The sequence below is a fragment of the Herbihabitans rhizosphaerae genome (genome assembly GCF_004216555.1).
GTDB lineage: Bacteria > Actinomycetota > Actinomycetes > Mycobacteriales > Pseudonocardiaceae > Herbihabitans > Herbihabitans rhizosphaerae.
The window spans coordinates 385,061-408,942 of record NZ_SGWQ01000002.1 but is presented as its reverse complement, the minus strand read 5'-3'; the positions used below and the strand labels follow the sequence as shown (position 1 = coordinate 408,942).

21 protein-coding genes and 2 riboswitches are annotated in these 23,882 nt (G+C 69.6%); of the genes, 9 read left to right on the top strand and 12 right to left on the bottom strand.

What is annotated here, in order from left to right; genetic code table 11:
- Positions 1 to 11: 11 nt before the first annotated feature.
- Entirely contained in the window at positions 12 to 749 is a 738-nt protein-coding gene (locus tag EV193_RS07490; protein ID WP_130343263.1) for an ABC transporter permease, read from the bottom strand.
- Positions 746 to 1,678: an ABC transporter ATP-binding protein gene (locus EV193_RS07485; RefSeq protein ID WP_165401279.1), complete on the bottom strand. Its 933-nt coding sequence runs from the start codon at positions 1,676 to 1,678 to the stop codon at positions 746 to 748. Before EV193_RS07485 ends, EV193_RS07490 begins: the two co-directional genes overlap by 4 nt.
- Before the next feature lie 203 nt (positions 1,679 to 1,881).
- Here EV193_RS07485 and EV193_RS07480 point away from each other — a divergent pair, with 203 nt between their 5' ends.
- Both EV193_RS07480 and EV193_RS07475 read left to right on the top strand, forming a co-directional pair.
- Entirely contained in the window at positions 1,882 to 2,634 is a 753-nt protein-coding gene (locus EV193_RS07480) for a DUF998 domain-containing protein (RefSeq protein WP_130343262.1), read from the top strand.
- Positions 2,635 to 2,671: 37 nt separating this feature from the next.
- Positions 2,672 to 3,130: an acyl-CoA thioesterase gene (locus tag EV193_RS07475; protein ID WP_165401278.1), complete on the top strand. Its 459-nt coding sequence runs from the start codon at positions 2,672 to 2,674 to the stop codon at positions 3,128 to 3,130.
- On the opposite strand, the gene cobN is transcribed toward EV193_RS07475, so the two are convergent.
- Complete coding sequence (cobN, locus tag EV193_RS07470; RefSeq protein ID WP_130343260.1) at positions 3,131 to 6,721, bottom strand: cobaltochelatase subunit CobN; 3,591 nt, start codon at positions 6,719 to 6,721, stop codon at positions 3,131 to 3,133.
- Positions 6,722 to 6,751: 30 nt separating this feature from the next.
- Positions 6,752 to 6,872, bottom strand: a riboswitch (cobalamin riboswitch).
- A gap of 56 nt (positions 6,873 to 6,928) precedes the next feature.
- On the opposite strand from cobN, the gene EV193_RS07465 reads away from it, so the two are divergent.
- The 3 genes from EV193_RS07465 to EV193_RS07455 are packed head-to-tail and all read left to right on the top strand — an operon-like array spanning position 6,929 to position 10,205.
- Entirely contained in the window at positions 6,929 to 8,080 is a 1,152-nt protein-coding gene (locus tag EV193_RS07465; RefSeq protein ID WP_130343259.1) for a precorrin-3B synthase, read from the top strand.
- Positions 8,077 to 8,709, top strand: a complete 633-nt coding sequence (locus tag EV193_RS07460) for a precorrin-8X methylmutase (RefSeq protein ID WP_242613201.1) — start codon at positions 8,077 to 8,079, stop codon at positions 8,707 to 8,709. Before EV193_RS07465 ends, EV193_RS07460 begins: the two co-directional genes overlap by 4 nt.
- A gap of 2 nt (positions 8,710 to 8,711) precedes the next feature.
- Complete coding sequence (locus EV193_RS07455; RefSeq protein WP_207222544.1) at positions 8,712 to 10,205, top strand: precorrin-2 C(20)-methyltransferase; 1,494 nt, start codon at positions 8,712 to 8,714, stop codon at positions 10,203 to 10,205.
- Here EV193_RS07455 and EV193_RS07450 read toward each other — a convergent pair.
- The 3 genes from EV193_RS07450 to EV193_RS07440 form a co-directional block, all read right to left on the bottom strand.
- The gene (locus tag EV193_RS07450; RefSeq protein WP_423202141.1) at positions 10,177 to 10,359 is read right to left on the bottom strand and encodes a DUF397 domain-containing protein; all 183 of its coding nucleotides are present in this window, start codon (positions 10,357 to 10,359) and stop codon (positions 10,177 to 10,179) included. The genes EV193_RS07455 and EV193_RS07450 overlap by 29 nt on opposite strands.
- A gap of 17 nt (positions 10,360 to 10,376) precedes the next feature.
- Complete coding sequence (locus EV193_RS07445) at positions 10,377 to 11,228, bottom strand: helix-turn-helix domain-containing protein (protein WP_165401276.1); 852 nt, start codon at positions 11,226 to 11,228, stop codon at positions 10,377 to 10,379.
- Positions 11,229 to 11,527: 299 nt separating this feature from the next.
- Positions 11,528 to 12,295 (bottom strand): cobalt-precorrin-6A reductase, encoded by a 768-nt coding sequence (locus tag EV193_RS07440; RefSeq protein ID WP_479723860.1) that lies wholly within the window; start codon positions 12,293 to 12,295, stop codon positions 11,528 to 11,530.
- Positions 12,296 to 12,309: 14 nt separating this feature from the next.
- Here EV193_RS07440 and EV193_RS07435 point away from each other — a divergent pair, with 14 nt between their 5' ends.
- The gene (locus EV193_RS07435) at positions 12,310 to 13,389 is read left to right on the top strand and encodes a cobalt-precorrin-5B (C(1))-methyltransferase (RefSeq protein WP_207222543.1); all 1,080 of its coding nucleotides are present in this window, start codon (positions 12,310 to 12,312) and stop codon (positions 13,387 to 13,389) included.
- On the opposite strand, the gene cobM is transcribed toward EV193_RS07435, so the two are convergent.
- Both cobM and cbiE read right to left on the bottom strand, forming a co-directional pair.
- Positions 13,377 to 14,126: a precorrin-4 C(11)-methyltransferase gene (gene cobM / locus EV193_RS07430; protein ID WP_130343254.1), complete on the bottom strand. Its 750-nt coding sequence runs from the start codon at positions 14,124 to 14,126 to the stop codon at positions 13,377 to 13,379. The genes EV193_RS07435 and cobM overlap by 13 nt on opposite strands.
- Positions 14,123 to 15,340: a precorrin-6y C5,15-methyltransferase (decarboxylating) subunit CbiE gene (cbiE, locus tag EV193_RS07425; RefSeq protein WP_130343253.1), complete on the bottom strand. Its 1,218-nt coding sequence runs from the start codon at positions 15,338 to 15,340 to the stop codon at positions 14,123 to 14,125. The genes cobM and cbiE overlap by 4 nt, the downstream gene beginning before the upstream one ends.
- 63 nt (positions 15,341 to 15,403) lie before the next feature.
- Positions 15,404 to 15,521: riboswitch (cobalamin riboswitch) on the top strand.
- A gap of 33 nt (positions 15,522 to 15,554) precedes the next feature.
- On the opposite strand from cbiE, the gene EV193_RS07420 reads away from it, so the two are divergent.
- From EV193_RS07420 to EV193_RS07415, 3 genes are read left to right on the top strand one after another with little or no spacing between them, the layout of a single operon-like run.
- Positions 15,555 to 17,513, top strand: a complete 1,959-nt coding sequence (locus EV193_RS07420) for a magnesium chelatase subunit D family protein (RefSeq protein WP_130343252.1) — start codon at positions 15,555 to 15,557, stop codon at positions 17,511 to 17,513.
- 12 nt (positions 17,514 to 17,525) lie between these two features.
- Positions 17,526 to 18,140: a cob(I)yrinic acid a,c-diamide adenosyltransferase gene (cobO, locus tag EV193_RS33970; RefSeq protein ID WP_242613199.1), complete on the top strand. Its 615-nt coding sequence runs from the start codon at positions 17,526 to 17,528 to the stop codon at positions 18,138 to 18,140.
- Positions 18,134 to 19,465, top strand: a complete 1,332-nt coding sequence (locus EV193_RS07415; protein WP_242613198.1) for a cobyrinic acid a,c-diamide synthase CobB — start codon at positions 18,134 to 18,136, stop codon at positions 19,463 to 19,465. Before cobO ends, EV193_RS07415 begins: the two co-directional genes overlap by 7 nt.
- On the opposite strand, the gene EV193_RS07410 is transcribed toward EV193_RS07415, so the two are convergent.
- The 4 genes from EV193_RS07410 to EV193_RS07395 are packed head-to-tail and all read right to left on the bottom strand — an operon-like array spanning position 19,440 to position 23,787.
- Positions 19,440 to 19,916: a GNAT family N-acetyltransferase gene (locus EV193_RS07410; RefSeq protein WP_207222542.1), complete on the bottom strand. Its 477-nt coding sequence runs from the start codon at positions 19,914 to 19,916 to the stop codon at positions 19,440 to 19,442. The two genes, EV193_RS07415 and EV193_RS07410, sit on opposite strands and share 26 nt — an antisense overlap.
- A gap of 15 nt (positions 19,917 to 19,931) precedes the next feature.
- Complete coding sequence (locus tag EV193_RS07405; RefSeq protein ID WP_130343249.1) at positions 19,932 to 20,582, bottom strand: response regulator; 651 nt, start codon at positions 20,580 to 20,582, stop codon at positions 19,932 to 19,934.
- Positions 20,579 to 21,709 (bottom strand): sensor histidine kinase, encoded by a 1,131-nt coding sequence (locus EV193_RS07400; protein WP_130343248.1) that lies wholly within the window; start codon positions 21,707 to 21,709, stop codon positions 20,579 to 20,581. The genes EV193_RS07405 and EV193_RS07400 overlap by 4 nt, the downstream gene beginning before the upstream one ends.
- The gene (locus tag EV193_RS07395; RefSeq protein WP_242613197.1) at positions 21,706 to 23,787 is read right to left on the bottom strand and encodes an MMPL family transporter; all 2,082 of its coding nucleotides are present in this window, start codon (positions 23,785 to 23,787) and stop codon (positions 21,706 to 21,708) included. The genes EV193_RS07400 and EV193_RS07395 overlap by 4 nt, the downstream gene beginning before the upstream one ends.
- Between the last annotated feature and the right edge of the window lie 95 nt (positions 23,788 to 23,882).

The following is a 23,882-nucleotide window of genomic DNA, read 5'->3' as shown; positions in this document are numbered from 1 at the left end:
GCTGCCGTTCGTCAGACCCGTGCGCTGTCCCTACGGTAACGCCGGACGACCAGCGCACCGGCCACGACAGTCCAGGCGGCCAGCACCAGAATCGCCGTGCCGAGCCCCTCGGACAGGTCGGTGGTGACCGCGCCCCTGGCGATCTGACTGATCCAGTAGGTGGGCAGCACCTTCGACACGTTGATCAACCACCCCGGCATCGAGTCGACCGGAATGAAGATCCCGCCGATCAGGGTGAGCAGCAGCATCACCGCCTGGGTGACCGCCTGCACGCTGTCCGCCGTGGCGGTCTGCCCGATGAACAGCCCGATCAGCGCGATCGGCAGCATCCCGAGCCACACGCCGAGCGTCACCCGCAGCCAGCCGGCGGCGTCCAGCGACACGCCCTGGACCAGCCCGCCCAGCAGCGCGACCAGCAGGATCGGCCCGAGTGCGACGACCATGCCGACGATCACCTTCGCGACCAGGTAGCCGCCGCCGGACAGCGGGGTCAGCCGTAGCTGCCGCTGCCACCCCGCGTGCCGCTCCTCGGCTGCCCTGGTGCCGGTGACCAGGGATGCGGTCACCCCGCCGAACGCGCACATCGAGGTCATGATGATCGCCAAGGCGACCTGCTTGTTCTCCGCGTCGTTGGTGAAGATCCCGCTGTACAGGAATAGCAGCACGACCGGGAACCCGATCGTGAACACCGCGAACGCCGGCGTGCGCAGCACCCGCCTCATCTCCAGCGCCAGGTAGGTCGCGCTCATCGGGCGGCTCCTTCCAACTCGTCGGCCGTGAGGGTGAGGAACGCGCCTTCGAGGCCGATCGCGGTGATCTCGATGTCGCGCGCCTGCGGGTGACGGGACAGCAGCGCGCGCAGCGTCGCGTCGGAATCCTTGCTGGACAAGGCGATCTGGTCGCCTCGGACGATCAGCTCGGTGACCCCGGGCAGCCCGTGCAGCGCCTGCTCGGCCACGCCGGGAACGACCGCACGCAGCGTCCGCCCAGACGCCAGCGCGCGCACCTCGGCGACCGACCCGTCGGCGACCACCGTGCCCGAGCGCATCAGCACCACCCGGTCGGCGAACTCCTCGGCCTCCTCGAGGTAATGCGTCGCGAACAGCACGGTCCGGCCGGCGTCGGCGAACCCGCGCATGGATCCCCAGAACTCGCGCCGGCTGCCGACGTCCATCGCGGCGGTCGGCTCGTCCAGAATCAGTAGGTCCGGGTCGGAGACCAGTGCGATGGCGAACCGCACTCGCTGCTTCTGCCCACCGGAGAGCTTGCTCCCGCGGCGGCCGGCCAGTTCCTCGACGCCGGCGCGGCGCAACGCGTCCTCGACCGGCATCGGCTTGCGGTGCAGGGACGCGACCATGGCGACCATCTCGCCCACGGTGGCGTCGTCGAGGAGCGCGCCTTCCTGCAACATCGCGCCGATCGTCCCGGCCGCGACGGCGTCGTGCGGCGTCTTCCCGAACACCCGCACGTCCCCCGCGTCCGGCCTGGTCAGCCCGAGCATCACGTCCACGGTGGTCGACTTGCCCGCGCCGTTGGGCCCCAGCAGGGCGACCACCTCGCCCGGCGCGATGATCAGGTCGACTCCGTCGACGGCGTGCACGTCCCCGTAGTACTTGCGTACTCCGGCCAGGTAGACGGCGGCGCCGGCGGCCACCCCGGATATCGGTTTCTCGTTCATACCGACGAGACTCCCGCCGCACGCGGCCCGAGACGCAGGGCAGCCGTCACGACCTGACCATGACAAACGTCAGGGGCAGCGAAGGAGGGCTCAAGAATGGCTAAAGGAATGTTCCGTAGGGGCCGTAGGGGTAGGCAAATGTCTACCTAGGTCAGGGTGTTTCCCCGATTTCGATTCCCTGGCCGCCACGCCAATCTTGTTTCATGACGACACACGTGGCAGACCAGACCGGGAGGGTCTCTCCCGGGGCGAGATCCCGGCCGTGGCTGATCGTGTCGGCCGCGGCAATCATGTGGAGCGGGCTCACGATGGTGATCCTGCACCTGATCAACGACGGCAACCCGATGCTGGACACCTTGTCCAGCTACGCCTTCCAGGACAACGCGCCCCAGCTCCTGGCCACCAGCATGCTGTCGATGGCCATCGGTTCACTCACCCTGCTCGGTGCGCTCTCCGCCGCGCGAATCCCGCTCAACCGGACGACGAAGATCCTGTTCGGCTGCTGGATCGGCGGCCTCACGGCGGCCGCGATCTTCCGCGCCAGGTTCAGCGAGTACGTCGGCGCGATCAGCGGCGACATCCACCAGTATTCGTGCCTCGTCGCGTTTATCAGTGTTCCGGCGATCGGCTATTCAATCCTCGACCGCCTCCGCGACAACGCCGCACTCTCCCGGAATTCCGCGATTCTCGCCCGGTGGACGCGCTACAGCACCGCGTGCCTCCTGTTGTTCGGAATCAGCTACCTGTGCAGCGACTTTCCGGACACGCCGATCATCGGTGAACTCGCCGAACTCCTCCCCGTCGGCCTCGTCCAGCGAGTCGCGCTCGTCGTCGACATCTGCCTCCTCGGCGCGCTCCTGCTGATCGCGCGCGCCGCGTCGTCGCCGTCCTTTTCCGCGCGTCAAGATCCACCCGTTCCGGTACTGGCAACCGAACCTCACAGCCTCGTACGGTAGCCATGTGATCACCGTCTACGCGGGGAGTGGATCGTCCGTGTCACCGAGACTGTTCAGCCACAAACTCCAGGTGCGTTGGGGTGACGTGGATCGGCTCGGACATGTCAACAACGCTCGGATCGTCGAATACTTCCAAGAATCACGCGCCGCCTTTCTCCAGATGGACCCGCTGGCGATCAACGTCGTCACCCGGAGGATGACGTTCGAGTTCGTGCGGCCGATCCCGGCGCACGAGGAGAAGATCGACGTTTCTCTCTCGATCGGCGATATCGGCCGCACGTCGTTCACGGTGCTGCAGCGTGCCTTTCGCCCGGCCGATGCGGTGTGCGCGACGTCGGAGGTCGTACTCGTCGCATTCGACGCGGAGGCGGGTGCGGCCAGGCCGCTGACCCGGCATGAGCGCGCACACCTGATCCAGTACGTCGACACCGGTACCCATATCCCGACGCCTCGACACCGACATCCGGAGACACGACACGGCGTCGTGCACCTGTGATCAAGCCCGGTCTTCGAGGCTGCCTTCGATATCGAGATAGGTGGCACGGAGATCGGCGAGCACGGCCGGGTCGGGCTCGGCCCACATGCCCCGGTCGACGGCTTCTAAAAGCCGCTCAGTCATTCCGTGCAGCGCCCAAGGGTTGGACTGTTCGAGGAACTTGCGATTCTCCTCGTCCAGCACGTATTCCTGCGCCAGCTTTTCGTACATCCAGTCGGCGACCACTCCGGTCGTGGCGTCGTACCCGAACAGATAGTCCACCGTGGCGGCCAGTTCGAACGCGCCCTTGTAGCCGTGGCGGCGCATGGCGGAGATCCACCGGGGATTGACCACGCGGGACCGGAACACGCGCGCGGTCTCCTCGGACAGCGATCGGGTGCGCACGTGCTCCGGGCGGGTGGAGTCGCCGATGTAGGCGGCCGGCGCACGACCCGTCAAGGCGCGCACGGTGGCGACCATTCCGCCGTGGTACTGGAAATAGTCGTCGGAATCGGCGATGTCGTGTTCTCGGGTGTCGACGTTCTTCGCGGCGACGGCGATGCGCCGGTACGCCGACTCCATGTCCTCCCGCGCGGCGACACCGTCGAGTGTGCGGCCGTAGGCGTAACCGCCCCACACCGCGTACACCTCGGCGAGATCGCGATCGTCGCGCCAGTTGTGGCTGTCGATCAATTGCAGCAGGCCGGCGCCGTAAGTGCCGGGTTTCGAACCGAATACGCGCGCGGTGGCACGCCGTTCGTCGCCATGTGCATCGAGATCCGTCCGCACGTGGGCGCGCACGAAGTTGTCCGAGTCCGGCTCGTCCAGCGCGGCCACCATCCGCACCGCGTCGTCCAGCAGGTACACCACGTGCGGGAACGCGTCCCGGAAGAACCCGCTGATCCGCACGGTCACGTCGATCCTGGGCCGCTCCAACTCGGCCAGCGGGATCACTTCGAGCCCCGACACCCGGCGGGACGCGTCGTCCCACACCGGCCGAACCCCGAGCAGCGCGAACACTTCCGCGATGTCGTCACCGGCGGTGCGCATCGCCGAGGTGCCCCAGATCGACAGGCCGACCGACCGCGGCCACTCCCCCGTGTCCTCGCGATAGCGGGCCAACAGCGAGTCGGCCATCGCCTGGCCGGTGTCCCAGGCCAGCCGGCTCGGCACCGCCTTCGGGTCGACCGAGTAGAAGTTCCGCCCGGTGGGCAGCACGTTGATCAACCCGCGCAGCGGTGACCCGCTCGGCCCGGCCGGCACGTAGCCGCCGTCCAGCGCGTGCAGCACCGCGTCGATCTCGTCGGTGGTGCGCGCCAGCCTCGGCACGATCTCGTCGGCGGCGAACCGCAGCACGGCGACCACGGCATCGAAGCCCTCGCCGAGCACCTCGCGCACGACCGGACCGGGATCACCCCAACCAGCCTGCTCCATCGCTTCGACGAGCGACCGCGCGACGCCCTCGATCTCGTCGACCGTGCCCCGCGCTGCCGTGCCGTCCTCGTTGAGCCCCAACGCTTCCCGCAGTCCGGGCAGTGCACCGGCCTTGCCGCCCCAGATCTGCCGCGCGCGCAGCATCGAGGTCACCAGGTTCACCCGCGCCTCGCCGGCCGGCACCTCGCCGAGCACGTGCAGGCCGTCGCGGATCTGCGCGTCCTTCACCTCGCACAGCCACCCGTCGACGTGCAGCAGGAAGTCGTCGAACTCCGCGTCGTGCGGACGCTCGGCCAAGCCGAGATCGTGATCGAGTTTGGCCGCCTGGATCAGCGTCCAGATCTGCGCGCGGATCGCCGGCAGCTTCGACGGGTCCATCGACTGGATCGACGCGTACTCGTCAAGCAGCTGCTCCAGCCGCGCGATGTCGCCGTAGCTCTCGGCACGCGCCATCGGCGGCACGAGGTGATCGACCAGCGTGGCGTGCGCGCGCCGCTTGGCCTGCGTGCCCTCGCCGGGATCGTTCACCAGGAACGGGTAGATCAGCGGCAGATCGCCGAGCGCGGCGTCGGTCCCGCAGGCCGCCGACATGCCCAAGTTCTTGCCGGGCAACCATTCCAGGTTGCCGTGCTTGCCGAGGTGGATCATCGCGTGTGCACCGAAGTCGTCGGCGATCCACCGGTAGGCGGCCAGGTAGTGGTGGCTCGGCGGAAGATCGGGATCGTGGTAGATCGCGATCGGGTTCTCGCCGAATCCGCGCGGCGGCTGCACCATCAGCACGAGGTTCCCGGCGCGCAGCGCGGCCAGCACGATCTCGCCGTCCGGATCGCGCGACTTGTCGACGAACAGGTCGCCGGGCGGCGGCCCCCAGTGCCCCTCGACGGCGGATCGCAGCGCCTCCGGCAGCGTCGCGAACCATTCGCGGTACCGGGCGGCCGGCACCCGGATCGGGTTGCCGGCGAGCTGCTCCTCGGTCAGCCAGTTCTCGTCCTGCCCGCCGGCCTCGATCAGCGCGTGCACCAGCGCGTCACCGTCCGATGTGGACACACCGGGCAGATCGGCCGGCTCGCCGATGTCGTAACCCTTGTCCCGCAACGTGTTCAACAGCTTCACGGCGGACACGGGTGTGTCGAGACCCACCGCGTTGCCAATCCGCGCGTGCTTGGTCGGGTACGCCGACAGCATCAGCGCGATCTTCCGTGACGCCGGCGGGACGTGCCGCAGCATCGCGTGCCGCACCGCGATCCCGGCCACCCGGGCGGCGCGTTCCGGGTCCGGCACATAGTGCGACAACCCGTCCGCGCCGGTCTCCTTGAACGAGAACGGCACCGTGATCAGCCGCCCGTCGAACTCCGGCACGGCGACCTGTGTCGCGGTGTCCATCGGCGAAAGCCCGTCGTCGCTCTCCTCCCAGGTCGCACGCGAGGAGGTGAGGCACAGTCCTTGCAGCACCGGGATATCGAGCGCGGCGAGCGCCCCGACGTCCCACGCCTCGTCGTCCCCACCGGCACCCGCGTCGGCCGGACGGGTACCACCGGCGGCGAGCACGGTCACCACCAGAGCGTCCACAGTGGACAGAAGCTCCAGCAGTTCGGGCGCGGCACCCCGCAGCGAGGCGCAATAGACCGGAAGCGCCTGGCCGCCGGCGTCCTCGACCGCGTCGCACAAGGTCTCCACGAACGCCGTGTTCCCGGCCACATGGTGCGCGCGGTAATAAAGCACGCCGACCTTCGGGCCATCGGCCCGGCTCGACACCCGCTCCAACTGCCCCCACGCCGGCATCTCCTGCGGCGGGGCGAACCCGTTTCCGGTGAGCAACACCGTGTCGGACAGGAAGTGAGACATCTCACGGAGGTTCGCCGGCCCGCCGTGCGCGAGGTACGCGTGCGCCTCGGCGACCACGCCGCCCGGCACCGTGGACAGCTCCATCAGCTCGGCGTCCGGCGCCTGCTCACCGCCCAGCACGACCACCGGGAGACCGGTGGCCAGCAGCGCGTCCAGCCCTTCCTCCCAGGCGCGCCGGCCGCCGAGAATTCGCACGACGACCAGGGCGATCCCGTCGAGCAGCGTGGGCAGGTCGTCCACACCGACACGCGCCGGATTGGCCAACCGGTAGTCGGCGCCGCTCGCGCGTGCGGACAGCAAATCGGTGTCCGAAGTGGACAGAAGCAGGATCATTCCCGCGGCCTTCCTGGGGGTCCTCGCCCCAATTCGAAGTACGCGACGACGGAGTGTCTGGCTCCCAGAGGCAGGTGCCTCCGGTGACAGTGGCGGGACCGCGCCGGACTTTCACCGGCTTCCTCCACATGCCGTCGCATGGTGCATCGATCACTCTTGACACTCGGCGCGCGTTCGTCAAGCCGGCGGCTTTCGTATATTCGGCTGGTGCCCGACACCACACGCCATCCGGACGAGCCGGACGCCTGCCCTGGTGCGCTGCGTCCGCATCTGGCGGCCGACGGCGCACTCGCCCGGGTACGGCTGCCCGGTGGCCGGCTGACCGGTGATCAACTACGCGTGCTCGCCGATGCCGCCGACCACCTCGGCGACGGGACACTAGAGCTGACCTCTAGAGCCAACATCCAGATTCGCGGAATGGCCGTGGCTTCGGTCAGCACGCTCGCCGACCGCCTCGCCGCCGCCGGCCTGCTGCCGTCCGCCACGCACGAGCGGGTGCGCAACATCGTCGCGTCCCCACTGTCCGGTGTGGACGGTCATGGTCTTGCCACCACACTCGACCGCGCACTCTGCGCGGTTCCCGAACTGTCAGCGCTGCCAGGACGTTTCCTGTTCACGGTGGACGACGGTCGCGGCGATGTCGCCGGCATGGGCGCCGATGTCGGACTCTGGCCCTTGGACGGTCATATGGCGGCAGTGACAGTCGGCGGTCGGGATCACGGCGTGCGTTGTTCACTGATGGACGCCGTGCCCACGATGATCAACGCCGCACGACAGTTTCTCACCGAGCCTGAGATTCGCGACGGCGTGGCATGGCGGGTCGCCGAGCTGGCGGACCACGGCGCCGCTCTGGCCGCACGCCTGACCGACGATCTCGCCGAGCCGGTCGAGGTACCCGCCCCGCTGGCGCGCGGTCCGATCGGCCCGGTTGGCTCCGCGGTGGTCGCGGGCGCACCGCTCGGCCGCCTCACCACCGCGCAGGCACACACGATCGCCGACGTGGCCGACATGATCATCATCACGCCGTGGCGCAGCGTCGTGCTTCCCCGGCGGATCGACGCGGACTTGCTGTGGGACGCCGACTCACCGCTGTCGGGTGTCACGGCGTGCACCGGAAAACCCAAGTGCGCCAAGGCATTGACCGACGTGCGCGCACACGCCCGCGCGACACCGTCCGGCCGGCTCCCGGTGCACTGGGCGGGTTGCGAACGGCGTTGCGGTGTTCCCCGCGGACGAGTCGTGGACGTCGTGTCCACTGTGGACGGTTATCAAGTATGGGTGAACGGCCGGCAGTGCGGTACCGCGCTGTCGGCACAGCAAGCGGCGCAACTCGCCGGCGAGGCCAGGAGAACGGTGTGACACGACGGGACTACGTGCGCGACGGCGCGGAGATCTACAAGCGATCGTTCGCCACGATCCGCGCGGAGGCGCCGCTCGACGGGCTGCCGCCGGACATCGAGCGGGTGGCCGTTCGCATGATCCACTCCTGCGGCATGGTCGACCTGGTAGACGACCTCGCCTTCTCCCCCGATGTGGTGCGCTCCGCGCGCGCGGCCCTCGACACCGGTGCGCCGATCCTGTGCGACGCGCACATGGTGGCCTCCGGAATCACCCGCCGCCGGCTGCCGGCGGACAACGAGGTCGTGTGCACTCTGTCCGACCCGCGCGTACCCGCACTCGCGAAAACCCTTGGCACCACACGAAGTGCGGCTGCACTCGACCTGTGGGCCGACCAACTCGACGGTGCCGTCGTCGCCATCGGCAACGCCCCCACCGCCCTGTTCCGCCTGCTCGAGATGATCGACGCAGACGCGCCGAGGCCGGCCGCGATCCTTGGGCTCCCGGTCGGCTTCATCGGCGCCGCCGAGTCCAAAGTGGACCTCGCGGAGCACGAGGCCGGTGTGCCCTACCTGGTGGTGCACGGCAGGCGCGGCGGCAGCGCGATGGCCGTCGCCGCCGTCAACGCGATCGCAAGCGAGGCGGAGTGAACGTGACAACCGGAACCCTCTACGGAGTCGGCCTCGGCCCCGGCGACCCCGAGCTGATCACGATCAAAGCAGCGCGGATGATCGAAGCTGCCGACGTGATCGCCTACCACAGTGCACGACACGGCCGCAGCATCGCCCGATCCGTTGCGGCAGAACACATTCGCGACGGCGTGCACGAAGAGCCGCTCGTCTACCCGATCACCGTCGAGAGCACTGACCACCCCGGCGGCTACGCCGGCGCGCTGGCTGATTTCTACGCCAAGGCGGCCGCCACCCTGGCCGCCCACCTGGACGCCGGCCGCGACGTGGTGGTCCTCTGCGAGGGCGATCCGCTGTTCTACGGCTCCTACATGCACCTGCACAAGCGCCTCGCGGACCAGTACCCGACCGAGGTCGTGCCAGGCGTGACCTCGATCAGCGGAGCGGCCGCCCAACTGCGCCAGCCGCTGGTCGAGGGCGAGGAAACGCTCACCGTGCTCCCTGGCACGCTCCCCGAAGACGTGCTCGCCGAACACCTCGCCAACGCCGACTCTGCGGCAGTATTGAAGCTCGGCCGCACCTTCACCAAGGTCCGGGATGCCTTGTCCCGCGCGGGAAAGCTCGACGACGCCTGGTACGCCGAGCGGGCCACCACCGACAAGCAACGGCTCGCCCCACTGGCGGACGTCGATCCCGAAAGCGTGCCGTATTTCTCGCTGGCGCTGCTGCCCAGCGGATCGGCGGCAAACGCCACGGAGGTGCCACCCGCCGGCGAGGTGGTCGTCGTGGGCCTGGGTCCGGCCGGCCAATCGTGGCTCACCCCAGAGGCACGCGACGCGCTCGCCAAGGCCGACGAGCTGATCGGATACGGGCCGTACCTGGATCGCGTGACCACCAACCACCGCCAGCGCAAGCACCCGTCGGACAACCGAGTGGAGGCCGAACGCGCGGCGCACGCCCTGGAGCTGGCCCGAGATGGAGCGCGGGTGGCCGTCGTGTCCTCCGGCGACCCAGGCGTGTTCGCGATGGCGGCAGCCGTGCTGGAGGTGGCCGTCGATCCACAATGGACGGACGTGCCGGTGCGTGTGCTCCCCGGCCTCACCGCCGCCCAAGCCGTGGCGAGCCGAGTTGGAGCGCCCCTCGGCCACGACTACTGCGTGCTGTCCCTGTCCGACCGGCTCAAGCCGTGGGAGGTGATCACCGAAAGGCTGGCGGCTGCCGCGTCGGCCGACCTGGCGATCGCGATCTACAACCCGGCGTCCAAGGCGCGCACCTGGCAGCTCGCCGAAGCGCGGGATCTGTTGCTGCGCCACAGGTCCGCGGACACACCAGTGGTGATCGGCCGGGACGTCGGCGGGCCGCAGGAGTCGGTGCGCGTAGTACGGCTCGCAGATATCGACCCGTCCACAGTGGACATGCGGTGCCTGTTGATCATCGGCTCGTCGCAGACACGTGCTGTGGTCAAGCCGGACGGCACGACCACTGTGTTCACGCCGAGGAGCTACCCCGCGCGGTAAGGCTCGCGAAGGCTGACGCGGGGAAGGACAGCCTCGGCCCGCCCGGGTTCTTGGAGTCCCGCACCGCGACCGCCGCATCCACGAAGGCCACCTCGACACAGTTCTCGGCCTGCTGATTGCTGCGGCTGCTCTTGCGCCACGTCAGCGTCGACAATCCGGTCGCCTCCATCATCACGAGCCGTACAGATCACCAGCCAACCGCTCGATCAGCTCGGCGGACCCGGCTGGGTCCAGCGCCTCACTGCGAAGCTGGTCGAACAGCAGTCTAACGTCCTGCAGCCGCTCGTACTTCTCGTCACGCTTGGCTCCGTTGACGAACGGCGAATACAACATCTCCGGGTAGTCGGGGTACGGGAAGTGCAGCAAGGTGAAGTCCGCCCGCATGCCGCCATGTGCACCACGCGCTCGTGGAATGACCTGCACGGTCACGGTGGGCAGCTTGGTCATCTCGACGATGCGGCGAAGCTGCGCCCCCATCACGTCGGGTCCACCAACCGGGAGGTGCAGCGCCAGTTCGGCGACGATCGCGATCAACTCCAGCGGACGTTGCACGCTGAGGAGGCGCTCCTGGCGGATCAGCCGAACCTTGGTCTGCTTGTCGATCTCCCCTTGGGTCATCGGCGGGAAGCCGGCGGCAAAGAGCGCCCGCATGTAGCCCTCGGTCTGCAGCAAGCCTGGCACGAACTGCAAGGTCAGCTCATGCACCGCGTCCGACTCGGTCTCGGCATCGATGTATGACCCACCGAGGCCTTCGATGCCAAAATCCTCATACCAAGCCTTCTCCCGCACCGCGCGTACCTCGTCCAGGAGGCCTTCCGGGCGGCAGTCGTAGAGGTCCATCATCGAGCGCACGACGTTGATGTTCGGCCGCGTCTCGCCACTTTCCCATCGCTGCAGCGCGCTTCTGCTCATGTCGAGGTACGCGCCGGCCTCCTCCAAGGTCTTGCCGGCCGCTTCCCGCATCTCACGGAGCTTCTTGCCCAGCCGTCGCCTGCGGAACGGTACGCCCTGCCCGCTGCTCATCCCCACTCCCATCGATCACATGCAGTGCTCGAATGTTGGCATGCGGGTGTTCCCAGATGGGTTTCCCGGTTCTGCGGGCTGGTCGTGATCACCAGATCGGGTTCTGGTTGTTCGACGTGCCAGCCGGGGCGCTCCTTGCACAGGTTGTGCCGTTCGCAGCGCGGGTTCAGATTGCAGACACACGTACGCCCGTGATCAGCGCGCCCTCTTCCCGTTGGCAAGCCGGTCGCCCTGACACCCCCACGGAGAACAACCACGAGAGGGCGACCGGCGCGGCAGCCAAACGTCAGAAATTGCGCCTAAGAAAACCGAAGCACCCCACCCTCGATCAGCCAAGCCAGCACGCCGTCAACCGACCCGACACGCCCCACATCAGGAACAGCCGGCCGCCGCACCATCACCACAGGAAGACCCAACTCCCGAGCAGCGTCAAGCTTGGCGACCGTCAGCCGGCCCCCGCTGTCCTTGCTCACCAGCACGTCGATCCCATGCTCCCGCATGAGCCCCAGTTCCCCCTCCACCGTGTACGGCCCACGATCAAGAAGCAGCCGCATCCGTTGTGGCACAGGCGGTTTCGGCTCATCCACCGTCCGCACGAGAAACCACAAGTCCAGCGAAGCGAACGCCGAGAGCCCCTGCCGCCCAGTAGTCAGAAACACCCGCGACCCGTACCCCGGAAGCACCGCCGCCGCAGAGTCCACAGTGGACACCCAGTGCCAGTCGTCGCCGTCCCGAGCCGTCCACCCAGGACGCCGAAGCACCAACAACGGCACCCCCTCAGCCGCACACGCCTCCGCCGCCGACCAACTGATCCGCTCGGCGAACGGGTGCGTCGCGTCCACCACCGCGTCGACCCCCTCGCGCGCCAGCCACGCGCGCAAGCCGTCCACGCCGCCGAAACCACCGACGCGCACCTCCCCCACCGGCAACCGAGGCGCCCTCACCCGCCCAGCCAGCGACGACACCACCCGCACACCCCGATCAACCAGCGCGGCCGCAAGAGAACGCGCCTCCGCCGTCCCACCCAGCACCAGCACGTACCCGCTCACGACCGCCACCAGCGACAATGCAAACTACGAGCATGGGCGAACTGCGCTACGGCTGGACGACCGGCGCCTGTGCGACGGCGGCGACCACCGCCGCCTACACCGCCCTGCTCACCGGCGAGTTCCCCGACCCGGTGACGATCACCCTGCCGAAAGGCCAAACGCCGTCCTTCGCCCTCGCCGTGGAGAACCTGACGGACGACACCGCCATGGCCGGAGTGATCAAGGACGCCGGCGACGACCCCGACGTCACCCACGGCGCACTGATCAAGTCGACTGTCCAACACGGAGAACCCGGCAGCGGAGTGATCTTCCGAGCCGGCCCCGGTGTCGGCACGATCACCAAAGCCGGCCTGCCACTCCCAGTCGGTGAGCCCGCCATCAACCCCGTGCCACGCCAAATGATCCGCGACGCCGTGTCCACAGTGGACAGCAAACACGGCGGCACCGGCGACGTCGTGGTCACCCTCTCCGTGGACAACGGCGAAGAGATCGCCAAGCACACCTGGAACCCACGGCTCGGCATCCTCGGCGGCCTGTCCATCCTCGGCACCACCGGAATCGTGGTGCCGTACTCCTGCTCGGCCTGGATCGACAGCATCCGTCGCGGCATCGACGTGGCACGCGCCGCCGGGTACACGCACGTCGCCGGCTGCACCGGCAGCACGTCCGAGCGGACCGTCACCGAGCTGTACGGCCTGCCCGAAGACGCGCTCCTCGACATGGGCGACTTCGCCGGCGCGGTACTCAAGTACCTGAAACGCCACCCCGTCGACCGCCTCACCATCGCCGGCGGCTTCGGCAAACTCTCCAAGCTGGCCAACGGTCACCTCGACCTCCACAGCGGACGGTCCACAGTGGACTTGATCTTCCTCGCCGACGTGGCTCGCAACGCCGGCGGCACGGAACGACTGGCCGCAGCGATCGCAGCCGGCAACACCGCACTCGAAGCACTCCAACTGTCCCAAGTGGACGGCGTGCCACTCGGAGACGCCGTCGCCGAGCGCGCGAGAGAGACCGCGCTGCGAGTGCTCACCGGCACCCCGGTGCACGTCGACATCGTGGTGATCGACCGCGCCGGCACGATCGTCGGCCAAGCGCCTCAACGAGACTGACGTTCCCGTGCCACTGAGTACAGATGGCTGTCACAGAAGCCCTCGGCGTTCAGCACCCTCCCCACGATGATCACCGCCGTGCGCTTCACGCCGGCCGCGTGCACCTGCGCCGCGATATCGGCGAGAGTCCCCCGCAGAATGATCTCGTCCGCCCGCGACGCGTACGCCACCACCGCGACCGGGCAGTCCGAGCCGTAGTTGCCGACCAGATCAGCGACCACCTGATCAATGCGCTGCACGGCCAAGTGCAACACCATCGTCGCGCGGCTCGCCCCCAACGTGCCCAAGTCCTCGCCGTCCGGCATCGGCGTCGCGCGCGCCGACGTCCGCGTGAGCACCACAGTCTGCCCCACACCCGGCACCGTCAACTCACGCCGCAACGAAGCCGCCGCCGCCGCGAAAGCCGGCACACCGGGCACGATGTCGTACGGAATGGAGAGCGCGTCGAGCCGCCGCGCCTGCTCAGCCACCGCGCTGAACACCGACGGGTCACCGGAATGCAAGCGCACCACATCGTGGCCGGCGTCGTGCGCCTCCCGCATGTGCCCAACGATCTCGTCCAGCGTGAGATCAGCCGTGTCCACCAGCACCGCGTCCGATGGGCACTGCGCCAGAAGCTCTTGCGGCACAAGGCTTCCCGCGTACAGGCAGACGCGCGCCGAGGCGATCAGCCGCTGCCCGCGGACGGTGATCAGGTCCGCGGCACCCGGCCCGGCTCCGACGAAGTGCACGGTCATTCTGTCGATTCCTTCCTCACGGTCCACTGTGTCACGGGCAGCATCGGCCGCCAGGTGGTGAACGAGCCGAGCGGTTCAGCACGACTGACCGCCAGCCGAACAAGATCACCACCGAGTTCAGCGTGCCACGACGCGAGCGCCGTCTCCGATTCGACGGTCACCGCAGTGGCGACAAGCCGCCCGCCGGGACGCAGCGCCGCCCAGCACGCCTCGACCACACCACAGCCGGTGAGCCCGCCGCCGATGAACACCGCGTGCGGCCGATCGAGCCCGTCCAACGCCTCCGGCGCACGCCCCTCGATTACCTGAATTCCTGGCACACCAAGGGACATCGCGTTCGCCACGATCCGTTTGACGCGGTTCTCTGCCGACTCCACCGCGATCGCCCGAGCCGTCGGATGGTGCCGCATCCACTCGATTCCGATGCTGCCCGAACCGGCGCCGACGTCCCACAGCAGCTCACCCGGACCGGGTCGCAAGTGCGCCAGCGTCACCGCGCGCACCTCACGCTTGGTGAGCTGCCCGTCGGAGTCGTACACCTCGTCCGGTAGCCCCGGCGACCGTCCCAACGGGACAGTGTCCCGGTCCGGAACACACTGCACCGCAACGACATTGAGCGCACTCACCTGCCCGACGTCCTTCCACGTGCGCGCCCGCCCGACATCGCCGCCCTGCCGTTCGGCCCCGAGATCGTTCAGGATGGAGATCTCGCTGTCGCCGTAGCCCGCCGTGGTGAGCAGCTGCGCCACGATCGCCGGCGTGCGCGCGCCCTCGCTGAGCACCAGCAGCCGCCGCCCAGGATGCAGCGCCGCCCGCAGCCGCTCCGGCCGCCGCGCGACCGCGCTGATCACCTCGACGTCTTCGACCGGCCAGCGCAACTGCGCACAGGCCAGCGCGAGCGACGAGATGTTCGGCACGATGATCACGTCATCCGGCCCAAGCAAGTCCACGATCGTGCGGCCGATCCCGTAGAACATCGGATCGCCACTGGCCAGCACGCACACGAGCCGGTCGCCGCGAGAACCCAGCACCTCACGGAGCGCCGGCAGCAGCGGCGACGGCAGTGTCACCCGCTCGGCGCGCACCTCCGGGAGCAGGTCAAGGTGACGAGTGCCGCCGATCACCAGATCCGCGTCGGACAGCAGCTCACGCGTGTCGGCGGACAGGCTCGCCCAACCATCGGCCCCGATACCGACGACGTACACCCTGCTCATGACGATGCACGGTAACCCACGACACTTGGAGTTCTCGTGTCTCGTCTGACACGATCCGAGGTGACAACTGACCGACACCAGGGTGTGCGAGGAAGCCGGTGCGAGTCCGGCGCGGTCCCGCCACTGTGACCGGAGGTGCGCCTCCGGGAGCCAGACACTCGGCCCTGGTGTGTGATTTCTGGATCGGGCGTGGACACCCGAGGAAGGACCGCGGATGACCGCGAGTTACCCGTTCTCCGCCGTCGTCGGGCACGACGATCTCCGGCTGGCCCTGTTGCTCAACGCCGTGCACCCCGGCATCGGGGGCGTGCTCGTTCGCGGCGAGAAGGGCACCGCGAAGTCGACCATCGTGCGTGGTCTCGCGGCCCTGCTCCCCCAGGTCGAGGCGGTCGAGCACTGCCGGTTCAGTTGCGATCCCTCGGCACCCGATCCGACCTGCCCGGACGAGCCGCACGACGCGGCGGCCGTGACCCGCGACGCGCGGCTCGTGGAGCTGCCGGTCGGCGCGACCGAGGACCGGCTGGTCGGTTCACTCGACCTGGAGCGCGCGCTGAACGAGGGCGTGCGGGCGTACCAGCCCGGCCTGCTGGCCGCCGCGCACCGAGGCGTGCTGTACGTGGACGAGGTCAACCTGCTGCACGACCACCTGGTCGACCTGCTGCTCGACGCGGCGGCGATGGGACGCGCGTACATCGAGCGCGAAGGTATCTCCGTCTCGCACGCGTCCACGTTCCTGCTCGTCGGCACGATGAACCCCGAGGAGGGCGAGCTGCGCCCGCAGTTGCTCGACCGGTTCGGGCTGACCGTCGAGGTGCGGGCCGCGCGGGACGTGGACACCAGGACCGAGGTGATCAGGCGGCGGCTGAACTTCGAGGCGTCGCCATCCGAGTTCGTCGCGCGCTGGCTGGCCGACGACGTGGCACTGGCCGACCAGATCTCCGGTGCGCGCGCTCGACTGTCCACTGTGGATCTGCCGGACGCCGAGCTGCGGCGGATCGCGTCCGTGTGCGCGTCGTTCGATGTGGACGGCATGCGAGCCGACCTGGTCCTGGCGCGCACGGCGGTGGCGCACGCGGCCTGGCGGAACGCGGACGCGGTGTCCGAAGTGGACGTCGAGGTGGCCGCACGGCTGGCGCTCCCGCACCGGCGTCGGCGCGATCCGTTCGACGCGCCGGGCATCCCCGACGAGCAACTGCGAGAGGCGCTGGACGACGCCCGCGAGGAGCCGGACGACGAGCCACCGCCGGACGGTGGCGGCGACGGAGGTGCGCCCCAGGACGGTCCCGCCGAGGCCCCACCGTCCGCGTCGGACGGTCAGAGTGGGAACGGTCAGGCACCCGAAAACCCCGCTGTGGAGCCGGATCCGGCGTTCCGCGCGCGCTTGCTGCGGCTCCCGGGAACCGGCCGGGGGGCGCCGGGCAAGCGGTCCAAGTCGCGGACCGACTCCGGCCGCGTCGTTCGACCGTCCTCAGTGGACGGTTCCGGGTTGCACCTGGTCGGCACGCTGTCCGCCGCCGCACCTCATCAGGTCGCGCGCGGACGCACCGGCCCCGGAATGCTGCTGCGCGGCGGCGACGTGCGGCGGGCCGTGCGCGAGGGCCGGGAGAGCAATCTCGTGCTGTTCGCCGTCGACGCGTCCGGCTCGATGGCCGCGCGCAAGCGGATGGCGGCCGTCACCGGTGGCGTGATCTCGCTGCTGCGCGACGCCTATGAGCGGCGGGACAAGGTCGGGCTGATCACCTTCCGCGGCGGCGACGCCGAACTGGCCCTGCCGCCCACGTCGTCGGTGGACATCGCGGTGACGCGGCTGCGCCGGCTGCCGTCCGGCGGGCGCACGCCGCTGGCCGCCGGACTGTTGAAGGCGCACCACACGCTGTCGCTGGAACGCCTGCGCGATCCCCGCCGCCGGCCACTGCTCGTGGTGGTCACCGACGGGCGGGCCACCGTCGCGGCGTCACGCGGCGGCGATCCGGTCGCCGACGCCGAGCGCGCCGCCGCCCTGCTCGCGGCGGACGGTGTCGCGTCCGTTGTCGTGGACTGCGAGCGCGGACCGGTGCGGCTGGGCCTTGCCGACCGGCTGGCATCGGTGATGGACGGCGCGTGCGTGCGGCTGGACGAGCTGTCCGCCGACCGGGTGGCCGGTGTGGTGCACGCCGCGCGGCGGGCAGCGTGAGAGGAAATCGTTGTGCCACAAGGTAAACCGGAGGCCGTGCCGGACGACGGGCTGACCACCAGACAGCGCCGCAACCGGCCGCTGTTGATCGTCCACACCGGACAGATGAAGGGCAAGTCGACGGCCGCGTTCGGGCTGGCGCTGCGCGGGTGGAACCAGGGTTGGTCGATCGGCGTGTTCCAGTTCGTCAAGTCGGCGAAGTGGAAGGTCGGCGAGGAGGCGGCGTTCACCGCGCTCGGTGAGCTGCACGACTCGACCGGCCAAGGCGGGCCGATCGAGTGGCACAAGATGGGCTCCGGCTGGTCGTGGTCGCGCAAGCAGGGCAGCCAGGACGATCACGCCGCGGACGCACTGGAGGGCTGGCGCGAGATCCAGCGGCGGCTCGCCGACGAGCGGCACACGCTGTACGTGCTCGACGAGTTCACCTATCCGTTGAAATGGGGCTGGATCGACACCGACGAGGTGATCAGCACCCTGCGCGACCGGCCCGGCCACCAGCACGTGGTGATCACCGGCCGGGACGCGCCACCGTCCCTTGTGGACGCCGCGGACCTGGTCGCCGAGATGACGAAGATCAAGCACCCGATGGACGACGGCGCCAAGGGCCAGCGAGGCATCGAGTGGTAGCACGGGTGGTCATCGCGGCTCCCGGATCGGGCAGCGGCAAGACCACCGTGGCCACCGGGCTGATGGCCGCGCTGCGCCGGCGCGGCGAACGCGTGGCGCCGTTCAAGGTCGGGCCGGACTACATCGATCCGGGGTATCACGGGCTGGCGTGCGGCATAACCGGGCGCAACCTGGATCCGGTTCTCGTTGGTGTGGAACGGATTCCGCCACTGTTCCGGCACGGCGCGGCCGGCGCGTCGGTCGCCGTGGTCGAAGGCGTGATGGGCCTGTTCGACGGTCGGATCGGCACCGACGGCTTCGGCTCGACGGCGCACGTCGCCGGGCTGCTCGACGCGCCGGTGCTGCTCGTGGTGGACGCGCGCGGGCAGAGCAGCAGCATCGCCGCGCTGCTGCACGGGTTCCGCACGTACCGGCCGGAGGTGCGGCTGGCCGGCGTGATCCTCAACCAGGTCGGCTCGGACCGGCACGAAGAAGTGTTGCGCGACGCGTGCGTGGAGGTCGGGCTGGACGTGTTTGGCGTGCTGCGGCGAGAATCGTCGCTGGCCGTGCCGTCGCGGCACCTCGGTCTGGTCACCGCCGAGGAGCACGGCGGATCGGCGCGGGCAGCCGTCGCACGGATGGCCGAGGTGGTGGCGTCGTCGGTGGATCTGGACGCGGTGATGTCGGTCGCGCGGACGGCCCCAGCGCTATCCGGCGAGGCGTGGTCGCCGCGTGACGAGGTGGAATCCGTTGTGGGACAACGGGTTGTCGCCGTGGCGGGTGGACCGGCGTTCACCTTCGGGTATGCCGAGCACGTCGAGCTGCTGGCCGCGGCGGGTGCCGAAGTGGTGGTCTTCGACCCGCTGCGGGACGAGGCGCTGCCGGACGGGACGGCCGGGCTTGTTCTGCCCGGCGGGTTCCCCGAACAGCACGCAGCGGAACTGTCGGCGAATACCGCGATACGTTCAGCGGTGGCGGCGGCCGTCAGCCGTGGTGTACCGGTCCACGCGGAATGCGGCGGCCTGCTGTACCTGGCGTCCACTGTGGACGGTGTACCGATGTGCGGGGTGCTGGACGTGGCGGCGGAGATGACGCCTCGGCTGACCCTCGGGTACCGGGACGCGGTGGCGCTGAACGACTCCGTGCTCGCCGAGACGGGCGCACGAGCCACCGGGCACGAGTTCCACCGGACCGTGGTGCACGGCCGCGGCCACCTGCCCGCCGCGTGGGCCTGGCGTGGCGAATCAGCCGAGGGATTCGTGTCCGGCCAGGTGCACGCGTCCTACCTGCACGTGCACCCTGCCGGTGCGCCGTCGATGGTCAGCCGGTTTCTGCGGGCGTGCTGAGCGCCTTCTCGAAGCACCAGGCCGTGTCGTCCTCCAGCCACTTGCCGAAGCGCGGAATGCGGCGGTACCCCGCCTTCTCGTAGAACCGCACTGACTCGGGCTGCGGTTCACCCGTCCGCAGACGGATCGCCTGATAGCCCAAGCTCGACGCGTACTCCTCGGCGGCGGCGAGCAGGCGCTGAGCCGTCCCGGTGCCGCGAACCTCGGGGGTCACGTACATCGCGTCGAGTTCGAGCGCCGTCTCCGTGTGGGCGGTGATCCCGACGCTGCCGACGGGTATGTCGTCGACCGTGGCGAGCCAGAAGCGGCCGGGCGGCTCGGCGAACAGGTCCGCGCCCATCGGGTTGGGCGCGGTGAACCCGTAGCGCCGCTGGATCTCGCCCCACAGCGCGTCCAGCATCGCGCGGGCGGGTTCGCTGTCCGGATCGACGGACGTGATCTTCTCTGTCACGCCCGTCATTGTGCTCTACGGGCGTACCAAACCGGTCTGGTACGCGATCACGACCAACTGTGCGCGATCGCGCGCGTGCAGCTTGGTCATGGCGCGCTGAATATGAGTACGCACGGTCAGCGGGCTCACGATCAACTCGTCAGCGATCTCGGCATTGGATCTGCCCTCCGCGGCGAGCACCATCACCTCGCGTTCCCTGGCGGTCAACAGCTCCAGCGGTGCCGGGTCAGGTTCACGAGTGGCGAGGAATCGGGTGATCAGGCTTCGGGTGGCGGCCGGTGACAGCAGCGCGTCGCCGGCCGCGATCGTGCGGATGCCGTCCAGGAGCGCGTCAGCCGAGACGTCCTTGCCGAGGAACCCGCTGGCGCCCGCACGCAGGGCCGTGGCGACGTACTCGTCGGTCTCGAACGTGGTGAGGATCAGCACGCGCGTCGCCGACAGGCCCGAGTCGGCGCAGATTGCCGCGGTCGCGTCCAGGCCGTTGGCGCCAGGCATGCGGATGTCCATGAGCACGACGGTGGGCCGGTGAGTGCGGGTCAGCGCGACCGCCTCGTCGCCGTCGGCCGCCTCGCCCACCACCTCCATGTCCTGGTTGGCCTCGATGAGCATCCGGAACGTGGTGCGCAGCAAAGCCTGATCGTCGGCGAGCAGAACGCGAATCGTCATGAGTCCACCTTGGCCGGCAACTCCGTGGTGACGGTGAATCCGCCGCTCGGCCGCGCGCCGGCGTGGAAGCTGCCGCCCGCCGAATGGGCGCGCTCGCGCATCCCGATCAGGCCGAATCCCTTGCCACCGCGCGAATTCGTGGGTGCGCCGTCGTTGGTGACCGTGATCGTCAACCGATCGTGGTCGTAGTGCAGCAGCACGCGCGCCGTGCACGTGTCGGCGTGCTTGGTGACGTTGGTCAACGCCTCCTGCACGATCCGGTACGCGGTCAGGTCCACGCCCGACGACAGCGGCCGGCGCTCCCCCTCGACGGTGATCTCCACGTCCAGTCCGGCGGCGGCGAACCCGGCGGTGAGGTCCGGCAACCGGTCGAGCCCCGGCATCGGCTCCAACGGAGAGCCCGGGTCATCGGGCTGTCGCAGCAGGCCGACTGTCGCCTTCAACTCGCGCAGCGCGGCGGACGTCGTGCCGGTCAACTCGGTCAGGATCGGCTGCACCTGCTCGGGCCGGGTGCGCGCCAGGTAGGCGGCCGTGCCCGCCTGTGCGTTGGCCAGCGCGAGGTGGTGCGCCACGACGTCGTGCAACTCGCGGGCGATGCGCACCCGCTCCTCGGCGACCCGGTGACGGGTCTCCTCCTCTCGATTGCGCTCGGCGTTCTCGGCGCGTAAACGGGTAGCCAGGGCGAGCAGGACGGGCAACAGCAGGAACAGGATCGGATTGAGGACGGTGAGGAACCACGGATAGCCGCCGGCGTCGCCGGTCAGTGCCGTCACGACAGTCGCCACGGTGACCACGAAACCGAACCAGTACGTCGTCCGGCCCGGAATCCGCACGGCCAGCTCGTACAGCGCGACCATCAGCGGGGCGATCAGCAACGGCGTGATCAGATAGCCGAGCGCCCCGGCGGTGCACGCGCAGGCCGCGGTGAACACGACCACGGCACGCGGATGGCTCCGGCGCCACACGAGAGCCAGCGCGCCGGCGACGGCCAGCGGCACCGCGGATCGCCAACTGAGATTGTCGGTCGCGGACAGGTTGCTGTTCAGTACCGCCGGGCCGGACGCCGCGATGATCAGCAGGGCGACGAGTGCCACGTCGCCGTACGGACGCCGGCTGATCGTTGTCATGGGTCCATCGTCGGTGAACCGGCGCGGGCAGTCACGCGCGGCAGCGTCCAGGCCCGCTCGCCGAGCAGCGCCAAGACGGCCGGCACGAGCGCCATGCGGACCACGAACGCGTCGAACAACACGGCGGTGGCCAGGCCGAAGCCGATCATCTTGATCATGGCCAGGTCGGCACCGACGAACCCGGCGAACACCGCGATCATGATCAGCGCCGCGGCCACCACGACCCGAGCGCTGTGCCGGAAGCCGGTGACGATCGCCTGACGGGCCGGCTCCCCGCGACTGTGCGCCTCACACATTCGGGACACCAGGAACACCTCGTAGTCCATGGCGAGCCCGAACACGATGCCCACCAGAACGATCGGCATCATGCTGATGATCGGGCCGGTCTGCTCAAGCCCGATCAGGTCGGCGGCCCAGCCCCACTGGAACACCGCGACCACACAGCCCAGCGAGGCCAGTACGGACAGCAGGAACCCGACGACGGCCTTGAGCGGCACCAGCAAGGACCGGAACACCACCAACAGGAGCAGGAACGCCAGGCCGAGCACGATCGCCAGGTACGGAACCAGCGCGTCCTGCACCTTGCGCGCGACGTCGATGTTCACCGCCGTGGTACCGGAAACCAGGAACGTGTCGCCGGCCCGCTGGTCGCGGATGAGCCGCACCAGGTCCTTGGTCTCCTCGCTGGCCGGGGCGGTGGACGGCGTCGCGGTGAACAGCGCGGTGTCACCGTCCGGGTTGAACCGCGGCGGCGACACCGACACCACGCCCGGTGTGCCGGCGATCTTCGCCGAGACCGTGCGCACCGCCGCCCGCGGATCGCCCGCGCCCTTCGCGTCCACCACGATCGTCAGCGGACCGTTGAAGCCCGGCCCGAAGCCGGCGGCGAGCGCGTCGTAGGCCCGCCGCTCGGTGGTCTCGGTGGACTTCGCCTCGTCGCCCGGCATACCGAGGCGGAGGTCCAACGCCGGTATCGCGAGCACCGCCAGTCCGGTGACCGACGCGACCAGCACGGCCACCGGGTGCCGCAGCACGAACCGCGACCACCGGGTGCCTCCGCCGCCCGTGGTGATCGACGCACCTCCGCGGATTCGACGGGCCAGTACGGCGTTCGGCCAGAAGCCCAGCAGCGCGGGCACCAGTGTCAACGCGATGAGTACCGCGATCACGACGGCTCCCGCCGCGGCCAGGCCCATCTGCCCCGCCGCCGGAATGCCGAGGACGGTGAGGCCGGCCAACGCGATCACCACGGTGAGCCCCGCGAAGACCACCGAGGAGCCCGCCGAGCCCACGGCGATCGCCGTCGCGTCCTCGGGCGTGCGCCCGGCGGCCCGTTCCTCGCGGTACCGGGACACCACGAACAGCGCGTAGTCGATGCCCACGGCGAGTCCCAGCATGATCGCCAACGTGCTGCTGTTGCTAGACATGCCGAACGCGCTGCCGAGAGTGGCGATCGCCAGCATGCTGACGCCGACGCCGAGCAGTGCGGTCAGCAGCGGCAGCCCGGCGGCCACCAGCGAGCCGAAAGTGATCAGCAGGACCAGCGCGGCGAGCAGGACGCCGATCAACTCGCTGACCCCGCCGATCCCGGCCTTCTCGGCGAGCACGGGTCCGCCGACCTCGACCGTCAAACCCGCCGCCCGTGCCCGGTCCACGGCCTCCCGCAGGTGTCGCCGGGCATCGTCGGTCAGTTCGCCGGCCGTCACCGAGTACATGACGGTCGCGTACGCCGTCGTCGCGGCCGCGTTCACCGCGCGCGCCTGGAACGGGTTCACCGCGACGGCCACTTGGCTTCCCCGCGACGCCTCGCCGACGAGCCGTTCGATCGCCGCGCGGTTGTCCGGATCGGTGACCCTCTCCCCCGCCGGCGCGACGAACACGATCTTCGCCGATGCGCGGTCGCCGCCCGCGTCGCCCGGAAACCGTTGCTGTACAAGCTCGAACGCCGCCTGCGCCTCGATGTCCGGTCGGGAGCCGGAGTCGTCCGGCAGCGCGGACGCGGTGGTCGACGCGAAGCCGATCGCGCCCAGTACGGCCAACCAGATCGCGACGACGTACCAGCGTCGCCGAAACGCCAAGCGGCCCAGTCGAGAGAGAAGATTCGCCACCCGGCAAGGCTCGCCCCCGCGCCCCCGCTACGTCGTCATGCGCCTGCCGGCACTCGTGTACTGAA